Source organism: Curtobacterium sp. NPDC089185 (assembly GCF_040685235.1).
Taxonomy (GTDB): domain Bacteria; phylum Actinomycetota; class Actinomycetes; order Actinomycetales; family Microbacteriaceae; genus Curtobacterium; species Curtobacterium citri.
Genome location: NZ_JBFBHK010000002.1, coordinates 1 through 14406, shown reverse-complemented (window position 1 = coordinate 14406; position 14406 = coordinate 1). Strand labels below are relative to the sequence as shown.

Annotated in this window: 14 protein-coding genes; 3 read left to right on the top strand and 11 right to left on the bottom strand. The window is 72.0% G+C overall.

The annotated features are described in order from the left end of the window. Window positions 1-28: 28 nt before the first annotated feature. The 5 genes from AB0N84_RS01945 to folE all read right to left on the bottom strand — a co-directional run bounded on the left by AB0N84_RS01945 (window position 29) and on the right by folE (window position 3767). The gene (locus AB0N84_RS01945) at window positions 29-574 is read right to left on the bottom strand and encodes a type 1 glutamine amidotransferase domain-containing protein (protein WP_363543424.1); all 546 of its coding nucleotides are present in this window, start codon (window positions 572-574) and stop codon (window positions 29-31) included. Window positions 575-689: 115 nt separating this feature from the next. Then, window positions 690-1343: an HAD-IA family hydrolase gene (locus tag AB0N84_RS01940; protein WP_363543422.1), complete on the bottom strand. Its 654-nt coding sequence runs from the start codon at window positions 1341-1343 to the stop codon at window positions 690-692. 122 nt (window positions 1344-1465) lie between these two features. Further along, window positions 1466-2206 carry a pyrimidine reductase family protein gene (locus AB0N84_RS01935; RefSeq protein ID WP_363543420.1) on the bottom strand — a complete coding sequence of 247 codons (741 nt, stop codon included), beginning with the start codon at window positions 2204-2206 and terminating at the stop codon, window positions 1466-1468. Beyond that, window positions 2203-3135 carry a dihydropteroate synthase gene (folP, locus tag AB0N84_RS01930; RefSeq protein WP_363543418.1) on the bottom strand — a complete coding sequence of 311 codons (933 nt, stop codon included), beginning with the start codon at window positions 3133-3135 and terminating at the stop codon, window positions 2203-2205. The genes AB0N84_RS01935 and folP overlap by 4 nt, the downstream gene beginning before the upstream one ends. Beyond that, window positions 3132-3767, bottom strand: coding sequence for a GTP cyclohydrolase I (gene folE / locus AB0N84_RS01925; RefSeq protein ID WP_363543416.1), 636 nt, complete (start codon window positions 3765-3767; stop codon window positions 3132-3134). The genes folP and folE overlap by 4 nt, the downstream gene beginning before the upstream one ends. A gap of 152 nt (window positions 3768-3919) precedes the next feature. On the opposite strand from folE, the gene AB0N84_RS01920 reads away from it, so the two are divergent. Next, window positions 3920-5392, top strand: coding sequence for an NCS2 family permease (locus AB0N84_RS01920; RefSeq protein ID WP_363543414.1), 1473 nt, complete (start codon window positions 3920-3922; stop codon window positions 5390-5392). 123 nt (window positions 5393-5515) lie between these two features. Here the strand turns inward: AB0N84_RS01920 and AB0N84_RS01915 are convergent, their stop codons facing one another. Genes AB0N84_RS01915 through AB0N84_RS01905 form a run of 3 tightly spaced genes read right to left on the bottom strand, consistent with a single transcriptional unit; the run spans window position 5516 to window position 7846 of the window. Then, the gene (locus AB0N84_RS01915; RefSeq protein ID WP_182045318.1) at window positions 5516-5980 is read right to left on the bottom strand and encodes a hypothetical protein; all 465 of its coding nucleotides are present in this window, start codon (window positions 5978-5980) and stop codon (window positions 5516-5518) included. Further along, window positions 5973-7277: an MFS transporter gene (locus AB0N84_RS01910; RefSeq protein WP_363543411.1), complete on the bottom strand. Its 1305-nt coding sequence runs from the start codon at window positions 7275-7277 to the stop codon at window positions 5973-5975. Before AB0N84_RS01910 ends, AB0N84_RS01915 begins: the two co-directional genes overlap by 8 nt. Then, a complete protein-coding gene (locus AB0N84_RS01905) occupies window positions 7274-7846 on the bottom strand; it encodes a helix-turn-helix domain-containing protein (protein WP_363543409.1) in 573 nt (190 codons plus the stop codon). The genes AB0N84_RS01910 and AB0N84_RS01905 overlap by 4 nt, the downstream gene beginning before the upstream one ends. 97 nt (window positions 7847-7943) lie before the next feature. Here AB0N84_RS01905 and AB0N84_RS01900 point away from each other — a divergent pair, with 97 nt between their 5' ends. Then, window positions 7944-8459, top strand: coding sequence for a DUF1697 domain-containing protein (locus AB0N84_RS01900; RefSeq protein ID WP_182045315.1), 516 nt, complete (start codon window positions 7944-7946; stop codon window positions 8457-8459). 16 nt (window positions 8460-8475) lie between these two features. Here the strand turns inward: AB0N84_RS01900 and AB0N84_RS01895 are convergent, their stop codons facing one another. The 3 genes from AB0N84_RS01895 to AB0N84_RS01885 form a co-directional block, all read right to left on the bottom strand. After that, entirely contained in the window at window positions 8476-9243 is a 768-nt protein-coding gene (locus tag AB0N84_RS01895; RefSeq protein ID WP_363543407.1) for an SDR family NAD(P)-dependent oxidoreductase, read from the bottom strand. A gap of 198 nt (window positions 9244-9441) precedes the next feature. Then, window positions 9442-11952 carry a glycoside hydrolase family 65 protein gene (locus tag AB0N84_RS01890; RefSeq protein ID WP_182045313.1) on the bottom strand — a complete coding sequence of 837 codons (2511 nt, stop codon included), beginning with the start codon at window positions 11950-11952 and terminating at the stop codon, window positions 9442-9444. Window positions 11953-11992: 40 nt separating this feature from the next. Continuing rightward, window positions 11993-12742 (bottom strand): beta-phosphoglucomutase family hydrolase, encoded by a 750-nt coding sequence (locus tag AB0N84_RS01885; protein WP_363543404.1) that lies wholly within the window; start codon window positions 12740-12742, stop codon window positions 11993-11995. A gap of 188 nt (window positions 12743-12930) precedes the next feature. Here AB0N84_RS01885 and AB0N84_RS01880 point away from each other — a divergent pair, with 188 nt between their 5' ends. Next, the gene (locus AB0N84_RS01880; protein WP_363543402.1) at window positions 12931-14277 is read left to right on the top strand and encodes an APC family permease; all 1347 of its coding nucleotides are present in this window, start codon (window positions 12931-12933) and stop codon (window positions 14275-14277) included. The last annotated feature ends 129 nt before the right edge of the window (window positions 14278-14406 follow it).

Genomic DNA, 14406 nt, shown 5'->3' with positions numbered 1-14406 from the left:
GTTGCGTGTTGCGGACGGGGTCGGTGCGTCAGGCGGTGAGCGCCTGCTCGATCGCGTCGACGAAGGCCGGCAGGTCGTCGGGGTTGCGCGAGGTGATCAGGCCGCCGTCGACCTGGACCTCCTGGTCGACCCACTCGGCACCGGCGTTGCGGACGTCGGTCTGCAGCGAGGGGAACGAGGTGATGGTCTTGCCCTCCAGGACACCGGCCTCGATGAGGGTCCACGGGCCGTGGCAGATCGCCGCGACGGGCTTGCCGGCCTCGGCGAACGCCTTGACGAGCGCGACCGCGTCGGAGTCCTGGCGGATGGTGTCCGCGTTGATCGTGCCACCGGGGACCACGAGCGCGTCGTAGTCACCGGCGCCGTTGACACTGCCGATGGTGGTGTCGACGGACACCGACTTGCCCGGGTCCTTGTCGCCGACGAGGGTCTCGATCGAGCCGGACTCCTGACCGGCGACGGTCACGTCCGCGCCGCGCTCACGGAGCTGGTCGGTGGGGACGACGATCTCGTCCTGCTCCACGCCGTAGTTCGTCGCGATGACGAGGATCTTCTTGCCGTCGAGGGCTGCCATGGTCGCTCCTTCTCCGGGCCGGGATCGTCCGGCCGCACCAGCGGCCGAGGGTTCCGGCCGCGGGTTCCACGGTCGTCGGATGCGGCTGGAGGTGTTCGCAGTCCGGAGCCGGCGTTCAGCCCCGGATGCGGAAAGCGGACCCTTCGCGCGTGACCTCGAGTCCGTCGTACCCCGTGATGCGCGGCAGCCCCGCGGTGACCGGCGCCTCGAGCGTCCCGACGACGACGGTGGTCGCGCCGGAGGCGACGGCGGCCTCCACCCCGGCCGGGGCGTCCTCGAACGCCAGGCAGCGCTCGGCGGGGACCCCGAGCAGGGCGGCGCCCCGCAGGTACCCCTCGGGGTGCGGCTTGCTGCGCTCGGCGTCCTCCGACGGCACGAGGGCCTCGGGGACGGGCACGCCGGCGGCGACCATGCGCTTCACCGCGAGCTCCCGAGGGGCGCTGGTCACGAGCGCGACGGGCACGCCGGCGTCGACCAGGCGCTGCACGAAGGCCCCGGCGCCCGGCACCTCGACGATCCCCTCGGTGTAGTCGATCTCGGCGGCGATCATCGTGTCGACGATCACACGCTGCTCGTCGGGCGTCAGGTGCGGCAGGAAGCGCTGCACGGTGTCGATCGTCTGGCGGCCGTGCGAGAACCCGAGGATCTCGGCCGGGTCGATGCCGTGCTCGGCGCCGAAGCGGCTCCACGCGGCCTCGACCACGGTGGTCGAGTCGACGAGCGTCCCGTCCATGTCGAACAGGACCCCGGACACCACGACGTCGATCACACGCCCGACCCTAGCCGCCGCGAGACTCGGCCAGGCGGACAAGACTCGGGCCACGCGCCGCGAGTCTCGTCCGCCACGCCGAGGCTCGGCCACGCGAGCCGCACCAGCACGCGCACCGGCACCTACCGCACCCGCACCCACCGGGTCAGGAGCACCCCGCCGTCGCCGAGCAGCACGTGCGCCGGCCGCATCCGCCGGAGCTCCGGCGACGAACCCGTCGCGATCCGTGGTCCCTCGCCGCCCTCGAGCGACGGGTCGATCGTCAGCGTCAGCTCGTCGACCGCGTCCGCCGCGACGAGCGCCCCCAGGAACGACGGCCCGCCCTCGCAGTGGATCCGGTCGAGGCCCCGAGCAGCCAGGGCGTCCCGCACCGCACCCACGTCGACAGCGGCGGGACCGCACTCCACCACGTCGGCGACCGACGCCAGGGCCCGTCCGGACGACGACGCGGCCCCGTCCGCCGAGGTCAGCACGACCGGCCGCACCGGCGCCTCGGTGAACACCCGCGAGGACGCGTCCAGCGACCCGGAGTTCGTGACGATCGCGAACACCGGGTGGTCCGGCATGCCGTGCTCCCGACGCCACGCGACGTCCTCGTCGCGCAGCACCATCGGCCCGTACTCCTCGTCACGCACGGTGCCCGCGGCGACGAGCACCACGTCGGCCACGCGGCGGAGCAGGTCGAACACGCGCAGGTCGTCATCGCCGCCGAGCGATGCGGTGCGACCCGATGCCGAAGCCGAGCCGTCGAGCGTGGCCACGAAGTTCACGCGCAGCCAGGGGCCGTCCGGCACGCCGTCCGTGTAGTGGTCGAGCAGGTCGTCGTCGGACAGGTCCGCGATCGACGGGGGCAGGACGGTCACGTGTTGTGCCTCGCTTCCAGGGGCTCGCGCCAGCCGAGGACGGCCTCGACCATGCGCATCGCGTCGACGCTCTCGACGACGTCGTGCATCCGGACGATCCGGGCCCCGAGCATCGCGCTGACGGTGGCGGCGGCCAGCGACCCGGACAGCCGCGAACCGCGGGGGCGCCCGAGGGACTCCCCCACGAAGTCCTTGTTCGACACCGCGGCGAGCACCGGGTAGCCGAGCGCGACGACCTCGGGCAGCCGCCGGGTCAGCTCGAGCGTGTGCACGGTGTTCTTGTTGAGGTCGTGCCCGGGGTCGACCACGATCCGCGACTCCGGGATGCCCGCGGCGAGCGCCCGGTCCACCCGCTCGCGCAGGAAGTCCACGACCGAGCCGGTCACGTCGTCGTACGTCGGGGGCGTCGGCAGCTCCTGGCGCGGTGGCGCGGTCGAGTGCGTGATGACGATGGTCGCGTCGGAGTCCGCGACCACGGACGCCATCCGCGGGTCGGACAGGCCGGTGGTGTCGTTGACGACGCTGGCGCCGGCGGCGATCGTCACCGCCGCGACCTCGGGCCGGAACGTGTCGACCGAGATCACGACGTCGGACTGCTCGGCGAGCTGTGACACGACCGGCAGGACCCGGTCGATCTCGTCCTCGGCGGACAGCTCCGGACCCGGCGCGAACTTCACCCCGCCGATGTCGACCCAGTCCGCGCCCTGTTCGGCTGCGCGGACGGCGGCTTCGACGGCGCGGTCGAGCGCGAAGGTGGTGCCCTCGTCGTGGAACGAGTCCGGTGTGCGGTTCACGATCGCCATGACGGCGATGCGGTGGTCGAAGTCGAAGGTGCGCCGACCGATCGTGCGGACCGGGTCGCGCAGGTCCGGCACCACCCAGCCCGGTCGGTCGGCGGGGAGGCTCGGGGTGCGCTGCTCGCTCGTCACGCGTCCGCCCCGTGGTCGGCTGCGTGGTCGTGCCCCGCACCGGCGGCAGCGCCGACACCCGCCCCGATCAGGGCGATCGCCTCGGCCCGCCCCGCCGCGTCCGCGAGGGTCCCGGTCGCTGCCACGGTGACCGTCGACGACCCCGACTGCCGCTCGCCGCGGGCGGTCACGCACTGGTGGGTGGCGTCGAGCACGACGAGGACCCCGGCGGCGTCGAGCCCCTCCGCCACGGCCTCGGCGACCTGCTCCCCCAGGCGCTCCTGCAGCTGCGGCCGCGAGGCGACGGCATCGAGCACGCGCGACAGCGTCCCGAGTCCGATGAGCTGCTGCCCGGGCGCGTACGCCAGGTGCGCGACACCGGTGAAGGGCAGCAGGTGGTGCTCGCACATCGAGCGGAACCGCACGTCGCGGACGACGACGAGCTGCCCGCGCTCCCCGTCCTCCGAGTGCACCGCTCCGGACCGGGCGATCGCGGTGGCGTCGACCCCGATGCCGGCGAAGAACTCGACGTAGGAGTCCGCGACCCGGGCCGGCGTGCGCTCGAGCTCGGGGCGGTCCGGGTCCTCACCGACGGCGAGGAGGAGTTCGCGCACGGCGGCTTCGATGCGCACGCGGTCCAGGCGTTCGTTCACGCGACCATCCAACACCGTCGGTCTGGCCGCAGAGCGCGACCACCTGCCGGAGGTGCCGCGGTCCGCCCGGGTGGGCCGCGCCTCCCGGCCGGACGGGTGACCGACGTACCAGGGCGACGCGCCGCGCTCCCAGCGTTCTGTAAACTCCTTCGGTGAGCGCCCAGCAGACCGACACCCCGCCCCGCAACCGCTTCGCATCCGGCCTCGACCGCTTCTTCTCCATCACGCAGCGCGGATCGAGCATCCCCCGCGAGGTCCGTGGTGGCCTCGTCTCCTTCGTGACGATGGCGTACATCGTCATCCTCAACCCGCTCATCCTCGGCGGCTTCAGCCAGGACCAGGCACCGCAGGACGTCCTCGGCGGCTGGCTGCAGAACGCGCAGGTCGCCGCCGCGACCGGACTCGTCGCCGGCGTGATGACCATCGCGATGGGCCTCATCGCGAACCTGCCGTTCGGCATCGCCGCGGGCCTCGGGATCAACTCGTTCCTCGCCGTGAGCGTCGTGCACCAGGTGACGTGGGCCGAGGCGATGGGACTCGTCGTCGTCAACGGCGTCGTCATCGTGGTCCTGGCGCTCACCGGCATCCGGACGATGATCTTCACCGCCGTGCCCGCGCAGCTCAAGGCCGCCATCACGGTCGGCATCGGCCTGTTCATCGCCTTCATCGGGCTCGTCGACTCCGGCTTCGTGCGGACCACGAAGAACGCCTCGCCGCCGCTGCAGCTCGGCGAGGACGGCTCGATCGCGGCGCTGCCGACCATCGTGTTCCTGATCGGCCTGGTCGTCATCGGGACGCTCATGGCGCGCCGGGTGAAGGGCGCGCTGCTCATCGGCATCGTCGGCACGACGATCGTCGCGATCATCCTGCAGGCGATCTTCAAGGTGCCCACCTCGGTCGACTCCCCCACCGGCTGGAACCTCAACGCCCCGGGGCTGCCGAGCGCGTTCTTCGCGGTCCCCGACCTGTCGCTCGTCGGGCACGCGGACGTCTTCGGTGCGTTCACCCGGATCGGTCCGATCGCCGCGTCGATGCTCGTCTTCACGCTCGTCTTCACGAACTTCTTCGACGCCATGGGCACGATGACCGGTCTCGCGAAGGCCGCCGGCGTCGCGAAGCCCGACGGCACGTTCCCGCGGCTGAAGTCGGCGCTCGTCGTCGAGGGTGCCGGTGCGATCGCCGGCGGCGGTGCCTCGGTGTCGTCGAACACGGTCTTCATCGACTCGGCGTCCGGCATCGGCGAGGGCGCCCGCACGGGCATGGCCTCGGTCGTCACCGGACTGCTGTTCCTGGCGTCGATGTTCCTCACGCCGCTGACGCAGGTCGTCCCGCTCGAGGTCGCGGCCGCCGGGCTCGTCGTCGTCGGTGCGCTCATGGTGGCGCAGGTGAAGGACATCGACTGGACGGACTTCGGCGCAGCACTGCCGGCGTTCCTGACGATCGTCGTGATGCCGCTGACCTACTCGATCGCGAACGGCATCGGCGCCGGCTTCATCAGCTGGGTGCTCATCAAGCTGCTGTCCGGCCGCGGCCGCGAGGTCTCGTGGCTCCTGTACGTCGTCGCCGCCGGCTTCCTGCTGTACTTCGCGCGCGGGCCGCTGGAGGCGCTGCTCGGCGTCGGGTAGGCACGCGCCTGCCGAGACACCCCTGCATCCGCGAGACGCCCCCGAATCCGGGGGCGTCTCGTGTGCAAGGGGGCGTCTCGCATGCAACGGGGCGTCCTCCCGCCCCGGCCGGGAGGCGCGGCGTCAGTCCGACACGTCCGCCGGCTTGGCCTCGTGGCGACGACGGCCCGGGGTGCGCCGGTCCTCCTTCATGCTCGCCTCGAACAGGTGGCGCTTCCCGCCCACGAGCTGGTCGCGGGCGGTCTGCTCGAGCTCCTTCGCGAGGGCGTAGTAGTTGTCGTCGTAGTCCTCGACGATCTGGAACGTCCACCGCCCGTCGATCACGTTGCGCCCCACCAGCTCGGTGTCGATCCGCTCCGCGAGCTCGGTGTGGCCAGCCTTCCGGAGCTGCTCGACGGCGTCGCCGAGGTTCAGGTCGGCGGTGCCGGTGAGCCGGTGGAACCCGTAGAGGAGCCCGCGCGCGTGCTCGAGCACCTCGAGCGCGGCCGACAGCGTGCCGAGGGCCTCGACGGTCGCCTCGGACACCCCCTCGGGCACCACGTGTGCGTCGTCGGGACCCTGGCCGTCGTCGTGTCGCTCGTCAGTCATGCCCCTCGTCTACCGGAGCGTTCCTCGACCCGCTCCGAGCGAGTGCGGGTCCCGGTTCCCCGGCCGACGCGACCCGCGGCCGCTCCATCAGCCGCCAGCTCCCACCGAGCAACGGCGACAGCGTCACCACCGTGTAGACGACGGCGACCACACCGAACGTCGTCGTCACCCCGATGCCGTCCGCCGCGATGCCGCCGAACAGTCCGCCGAGCGGGATCCCCGCCCACGAGCCCGCCGACAACAGCCCGAAGACCCGCGCGCGCATCGCCGCCGGGATCCGCTCCAGCTCCACGGCACCGAGGATCGGGTTGAGCGCGCCCGCTGCGAGCCCGGACACCACGCACGCGCCGAGCACCCACGGCAGCCCGAGCCCGAGGGCCGGCACGACGAGCGACGGCCCACCGGCGAGGGCGAAGCAGACCACGAAGGTGATCCGTCTCGGGACCCGGTGCGCCACGTACCCGAAGACGAGGGAGCCGAGGAATGCGGCACCACCGAAGGTCCCGCTGACGATGCCGAGCGACTGCGCGCCGTCGAGCAACCGGTCCGCGTACAACGGCAGCAGGGCCGTGGACCGCGCCGCGTCGAGCAGGTTCGTGACGAGCACGAGCGCGATGACCAGCCGGAACAGGGGGTCACGCGCGCAGAACCGCAGCCCGGCACCGAGGTCCCGCCAGTACCCGGCCGAGGGCTCGACCGGAGCGTCCTCCGTCGCCGGCGCGACCGTGGCACCGCGCAGGGTGAGCACCGCGAGCAGCGCCGCAGCGGTGAACACCGCGGCCGTCACGGCGAGGGCCGGCAGCGGTCCGACCGCCCCGACGAGGAGCCCTGCGGCCGGGGCGCCCAGCAGCACCGAGAAGCGCACCGACGCCTCGAAGTGTCCGACCGCCCGCTCGAGCGGGATCCCGGCCGCATCGGCCAGGCCGGGCAGCAGGACCCGGCGGCCGGACTCCCCGGGGGTGTCGAAGAGCCCGCCGAGGAACACGAGCGCGAGCAGCGCCCAGCTCGGCAGACCGACGGTCCATGCCAGGAGCGGGATCGCGAGGAGCGTCACCGCGCTGACGAGGTCCGATGCGACGCTCGACCGCACGAACCCGAAGCGCTCGACGAGGACGCCGCCGAACGCGCCCCCGAGCACGATGGGGACGGTGGCCGCGAACGCTGCGATCCCGACGTCGGTCGCCGACCCGCCGCGGGACAGCACGACGAAGGGCACGGCGATGGTCGTCGCGACGTTGCCCGTCCGCGACACCACCTGGACCGCCAGGAGCGACCGCAGTCGCCAGTGCGCGTTCACGGTCGGGCCGAACGGTAGCTCTGCACGACGGCGGTGACGCGCTCGAACCCGTCGCCCGGCTCGTGGTCGGCGCTGACCGTCTCCCACCGGTCGAGCACGCCCTGCAGTTCCGCGCCGAGGGCCCGCAGCTCGTCGACCGTCAGGCGGAGGGCACGGTCGCTGCTGTTCGAGGCCGCGACCCACTCCCGCCCGAGCGCCGGTACGGCGTCGATGAACGCCGTGTACTCCGCGGCGTACGCCTGCGCGACGGTGTGGTCGAGTGCGGTCGCGGCGAGCATCCGGTCCGGGTCGTCGAACGCGTCGGCGAGGTTCCAGGACGTGTGCTGCGCGACCGCCCGCCACCACCGCTCGCGACGGTCGGTGCCGATCTCCGGGGCGGGCTCGATGAAGCCCGCCTCCGCCAGCCGCCGGCAGTGGTAGCTGATCGTCCCCGGCGCCTCGTCGACCTGGTCGCCGAGCATCGCGGCCGTCTGCGGCCCACCCGTCCGGAGGAGACCCACGAGCCGCAGCCGGGTCGGGTGGGCGAGCGCGCGCATCTGCGCCGCGTCGTCGAGTCGCTGCACGTCCATGCCTCGACCGTAGATGCACAAGACGCGTTGCGCAACAATGCTTGTGGATCTGTCGGGAGGCTCGCCCTGCGTCACCGACGCGCGCTACGGTTCCGACATGGCCGGGTGGATCGCGCTGCTGCGCGGGGCGAACGTGAACGGGATCACGATCCGGAGCGCGGACCTGGCGGCACTGTTCCGCGGTCTCGGGTACGGAGACGTCCGGACGGTGCTCGCGTCCGGCAACGTGGTGTTCACGGCCGACGGCGACGCCGCGAGCATCAAGGGTGCGATCGAGCAGGGCCTGGGTGACCGCTTCGGGTACGACGCGTGGATCGTCCTCGTCCCGCACGGGGCCCTGGCCGCCGTGGTCGACGCCTTCCCGTTCCCGTCGCACGCCGACCGCCACGACTACGTCGTGTTCGGGTCCGACGACACCGTCCTGGACGACCTGGTGGCCGACCTCGCGCTCGACGACTCGGTCGAGCGGGTCGCCCGCGGGGACGGGGTCGTGTACTGGTCGTGCCCGAAGGGCTCGAGCACCGACACCGTCTTCGCGAGACGGGCCGCCGCCGCGCGCTTCAAGCGCACGACGACGACCCGCAACACGAACACCCTCCGCAGGCTCCTGTGAGCCGGGGGGCGCGACCTCAGGACTGCGCGGGCTGCCCGTTGCTCGCGGTGGTGCCGCCGTCGACCGGCAGGACCGCGCCCGTGATGTAGCTCGCCGCGTCGCTGGCGAGGAAGAGGATCGCCGCGGCGACCTCCTCCGAGCGCCCGCCCCGGCCGAGCGACACCCGCTCGGCGAAGGCGTGCTGCAGTTCCTCGTCCTCGGCCTGCTGCTGTGTCATGTCGGTCCAGATCAGCCCGGGAGCGACCGCGTTCACCCGCACGCCGAACTGCCCGTTGTCGAGAGCGGCGGCCTTCGTGAAGTTCGTCACGCCGCCCTTCGCCGCGTTGTACGGGCTCATCCGCCAGTCGGCGTCCATCCCGGAGACCGACGAGGTGTTCACGACGGAGCCCTTGGTCTCGCGAAGGAACGGCAGCGTCGCCCGCGTGCCGAAGAACACGCTCGACAGGTCGGTGTCGATGACGCGACGCCACTCGTCGGGCTCGATGTCGGTGATGTCACCGGAGGTGAAGGTCCCGGCGTTGTTCACGAGCACGTCGATCCGGTCCCACCGGTCGACGGCGTCCGAGACGATCGTCTCCCACGCTGCCGGGTCGGCGACGTCGGCCTGCAGCGCGACCGCACGCCCGGTCGGCAGGCTGTCCGCGACGGCCCGGACCTTCTCCTCGACGCTGTCGACGAGCAGCACGTCGGCGCCCTCGTCGACGAAGGCACGGGCGGTGGCCTCGCCGATCCCCGATCCCGCTCCGGTCACGATCGCGACCTTGCCTGCGAAGCGCTCGTCCATGGGTGTCTCCTCTCGTTGCACGGTGTGTACCGCAGGAGACGCCGTCGGCCCGGGGGCACCCACGACACGGTGCCCGGTGCCGGCTGGACGCGCATGGAGGCGAGGGCACGCGACCCGCACCGGCCGGGAGGCGCGGTGCGGGTCCGACCCGCACCGCGCCTCCCGGCCGGCGTCAGTCCGCGGGCCGTCGTCAGGCCGTCAGGCCGTCGTCTCGTCGACGTCGAAGTCCCGGTCGAGGGAGATCATCGGGATCGACGCGGTGATCACCGACCCGTCCGCCCGCAGCGTCCCCTGGATGTCGCTCGTGGTCGGGGCGTGCCCGGTCATGCGCGGACCGTGGTGCGGCATCGGCACGACGGTGGGTGCACCGGCGGTGATGTCCCACTGCTGGTTGTGCACCCACGCCGAGAAGCCCTCGCCGGTCTCGACCGTGAAGGTCATCGTGTCCTCCTCGAGGTCGACGCGGACACGCGAGCCGTGCACCTGGATCCGGTACGTCAGGCGTTCCCAGTCCATCGGTAGCCGCGGGTTGAACGTCATGCGGCCGCCGTGGTCGCGCATGCCGCCGAAGCCGTTGACGAGCGCTCCCCAGATGCCGCCGGTCGACGCGATGTGCACACCGTCCGAGGTGTTGCCGTGCAGGTCCGCCAGGTCGACGTAGAGCGCGGTGAGGAAGTACTGCGCCGCCAGGTCGTGGTAGCCGACCTCGGCCGCCATGATCGACTGCACGACGGCGGAGAGCGTCGAGTCTCCCGTCGTGAGCGCGTCGTAGTAGTCGAAGTCGCGGCGCTTCTCGGCCGCCGTGAACTCGTGCCCCTGGAGGAACAGCGCGAGCACGACGTCCGCCTGCTTGAGCACCTGGAACCGGTAGATGACCAGCGGGTGGTAGTGCAGCAGCAGCGGACGCTTCGAGTCCGGCGTGTTCTCGAGGTCCCAGAGCTCCTTGTCGAGGAACTGGGCGTCCTGCGGGTGGATGCCGCGGTGCGGGTCGAAGGGGATCTCCATCGACTCGGCGGCGTGCTCCCAGTCGGTCACCTCGGCGTCGTCGAGCCCGGTGCGCCGGACCATCCGGCCGTACTCCTCCGGGTCGTCGACGGCGAGCTGCCGCGTGGCGTTGACCGCGAACCACAGGTTCGCCCGCGCCATCACGTTCGTGTAGAGGTTGTCGTCGACCACCGTCGTGTACTCGTCCGGGCCGGTGACACCGTCGATGTGGAACTTCTTGTCGCCGTTCGACCGCCAGAAGCCCAGGTCCGACCAGAGCCGCGCGGTCTCGACCAGGATGTCGATCGCGCCGCGCTTCAGGAAGTCGGTGTCCCCGGACGCGCGGACGTACTGCATGAGCGCATGGGCGATGTCCGCGTCGATGTGGTACTGCGCGGTGCCGGCTGCGTAGTACGCGCTCGACTCCTCGCCGTTGATCGTCCGCCACGGGAAGAGCGCACCGCGCTGGTTCAGCTCGCGCGCCCGCGACCGTGCCGAGTCGAGCATGTTGTAGCGGAAGCGCAGGGCGTTCCGGGCGACGATCGGCGCCGTGTACGACAGGAACGGCAGGACGTAGATCTCCATGTCCCAGAAGTAGTGGCCGCCGTAGCCGGAGCCGGTGACGCCCTTCGCGGCGATGCCGTGCCCGTCGGTGCGGGCGGTCGCCTGGGCGAGCATGAAGAGGTTCCAGCGCACGGCCTGCTGGATCGCCGGCTGCCCCGGGATCTCGACGTCGCTGCGGACCCAGTAGTCGTCCATCCACGCGCGCTGCTTCGCGAACGTCTCCTCCACCGTCTCGGCGCGGGCGCGGTCGAGCGTGCGGTCGCAGCGGTCGGCGAGCTCGCGGGCCGGCACGCCGCGGGACGTGTGGTACACCATGTGCTTCACGAGCCGGATCGGGACGCCACGACGGGCCTGGATCCGGTAGACGTGCTTCGCGAGGTCGTCGTCGATCGACGAGGCCTCGTCCCAGTGGTTCTCGGTCTCCAGGTGGTGCTCGACGCCGACGCAGATCGTCATGCCGGAGCTCGACGCCTGGTACCCGAGCAAGGAACGCCCACCGGTGCTGCGCTTGAGCTTGGGGTCGAGCACGCGCTCGGTGAACGCCTCGGCCTTGCGCGGGTCGAAGGCGTTCGCCGCGGCCCGCATGCCGGCGTGGTACTCGTCCTGCACGTCCTGGCGGTTCAGGATCTGGCTGGACAGCAGGATCGAGGCGTCCCCGTCGAGCACGGTCACCTCGTAGTCGATGACGGCGAGGTGCCGGTCGGTGAAGGACACCAGACGGCGCGCTCGGATGAGCACCCGCTTGCCGGACGGCGTCGACCACTCGGTCTCGCGGTAGAGGTACCCGCCGCGGAACTCGAGGCGCCGTGTGTGGCGCAGGATGTCCGCCTCGGCCAGGACGAGGGGCTCGTCGTCGACGTAGAGCCGGATCACCTTGGCGTCCGGCGCGTTGATGATGGTCTGCCCGGTCTTCGCGAAGCCGAAGGCGTCCTCGGCGTGCCGGATCGGCCAGGTCTCGTGGAAGCCGTTGACGTACGTGCCGTACTGCACGCCGCCACGGCCCTCGTCGAGGTTGCCGCGCAGGCCGAGGTACCCGTTGCCGACGGCGAAGTTCGTCTCTGCGACGCCCTGCTCGTCCGGCGTGTACTCGGTCTCGACGAGTGCCCACTCGTCGACCGGGTAGCGGACGCGGTCGAGGGGGTCCGAGGTGATGGGGTTCATGCGGTTCTCTCCGTGGGGAGGGGTGGGTGTCTCGGGGAGGTCAGGCCGGGAGCTGGTCGACGAGCTCGGCGAGGTCGCGCACGACGACGTCGGCACCGTGCTCGCGCAGGGCGTCGGCGCCGGCGCCGCGGTCGACGCCGACGACGAGCCCGAAGGCACCGTTCCGACCGGCTTCGACCCCGCTCGTGGCGTCCTCGACCACGACGCACTCCGCCGGGGTCAGGTCGAACCGGGCGGCGGCGTCGAGGTAGGTGTCCGGCGCGGGCTTGCCGGCCAGGCCGTCCTGCCGAGCGACGAGCCCGTCGACGACCACGGGGAAGCGGTCGAGTATGCCCGCGGTGCGGAGCACCTGCGTGGCGTTCGCGGAGCTCGACACGACGGCGACCCGCATGCCGGCGTCGATCGCCGCCGTCAGGAACCGCAGCGAGCCCGGGTACGGCTCGACGCCGTGCTCGGTCAGCTCGGCGGTGAACTCGGCGTTCTTCCGGTTGCCGAGCGCGCAGACGGTGTCGCTGCCCGGGGCGTCGTCGGGCGTGCCCTGCGGCAGGTCGATGCCGCGCGCCTCGAGCAGTGAGCGGACGCCGTCGTACCGCGGCTTGCCGTCGATGTGGTCGAAGTAGTCCTGCTCCGTGTACGGGGCGACGCCGTGCTCGGCCAGGAACGGCGTGAAGAGGCGGCTCCACGCGCGCATGTGGACGTCCGCCGTCGGGGTGAGGACCCCGTCGAGGTCGAACAGGAGCGCTCGCGTGTCGGCGAGTCGCGCTGGGGTGTGCCGGTCCGGCGTCGTCATCGGGGTTCCTCTGCTCGCGGTGGTCGGTTCGGCTCCGGTCGAGTCTAGGACCGCTCCAGCGCGGACGCCCAGGCTCGCCGGGCACCCGTGGAGAACCGTCCACCCGGGAGCCGACCGCGCACGGTGGACCTTCCGGGAGGGCCTGCACCACCACCCGCGGAGCGTCGACCGCGACGGAAGGCACCACCATGAGCACCACCACGACGCACGAGCCCTCCGGCTCGAAGCTCAAGCAGGCGATCACCGGCCCGCTCCTGTTCCTCTTCATCCTCGGCGACGTGCTCGGCGCTGGCATCTACGCCCTGATGGGCACCCTGTCGAAGGACGTCGGCGGCGCGCTCTGGGCACCGCTGGTCCTCGCGCTGCTGCTGGCCCTGCTCACCGCCGGTTCCTACGCCGAGCTCGTGACGAAGTACCCGAAGGCCGGCGGCGCCGCGGTGTTCGCCGAGCGGGCCTACAAGACGCCGATCGTGTCGTTCCTGGTCGGCTTCAGCATGCTGGCCGCCGGCGTGACGAGCGCCGCGGGCCTGTCGCTGGCCTTCGCGGGCGACTACCTCGGCACCTTCGTGGACCTGCCGCCGGTCCCCACCGCGATCGTGTTCCTGGCGCTCGTCGCGTGCCTGAACGCCCGCGGGATCTCGGACTCGCTGCGGAGCAACGTCGTCATGACGATCATCGAGGTGTCCGGTCTCGTGATCGTCATCGTGGTCGTCGCGGTGATGCTCGGCGGCGGTGGCGGCGACGTCGCGCGCATCGGCGCCTTCCCCGCCGAGGCGAACCCCGCGCTGGCCACCCTGAGCGCCGCGATCGTCGCCTACTACTCGTTCGTCGGCTTCGAGACCTCCGCGAACATCGCCGAGGAGGTCCGCGATGTCCGCCGCGTCTACCCCCGCGCGCTGTTCGGGTCCCTCGCCACCGCCGGTGTCGTCTACGTGCTCGTCGCCCTCGCGAGCTCGATCGCCCTGCCGGCGTCGGAGCTGTCCGGGTCGAGCGGTCCGCTCCTGGCCGTGGTGTCGGCCACCGGCGTCCCGGTCCCCGACTGGGTGTTCAGCCTCATCGCCCTGGTCGCCGTGGCGAACGGCGCGCTCCTCACCATGATCATGGCGAGCCGGGTGACCTACGGCATGGCCGAGCAGCGACTGCTGCCCGCCCTGCTCGCGAAGGTCCTGCCGAACCGGAGGACCCCGTGGGTCGCCATCGTCGCGACCACGGTCGTCGCGATGGCCCTCACCCTGGTCGGGGACGTCGGCACGCTCGCCGAGACCGTGGTGCTCCTGCTCCTGTTCGTGTTCATCAGCACGAACATCGCCGTCCTCGTGCTGCGGAAGGACCGGGTCGAGCACGACCACTTCCGGGTGTGGACGTGGGTGCCGGTGCTCGGCGTCGCGTCCTGCGTGCTGCTGCTGACGCAGCAGAGCGGGCAGGTCTGGCTGTACGCGGCGCTGCTGCTCGCCGTCGGCGTGGTGCTGTACTTCGTCGCCCGGGCGACGGGCCGCCGCAGCGGTCGCGACCACGAGGCGGGCCGCATCCACTGAGCGGTCGCGGGACCACCTGACGGACGGGAGGCGCGGTGCCGGCTGGCACCGCGCCTCCCGTCCGTGCGGTCGCGTCAGCGGAGCGGGATCGGAAGGCACCCCACAGGACTCCCGGCACGAGCACCGTGG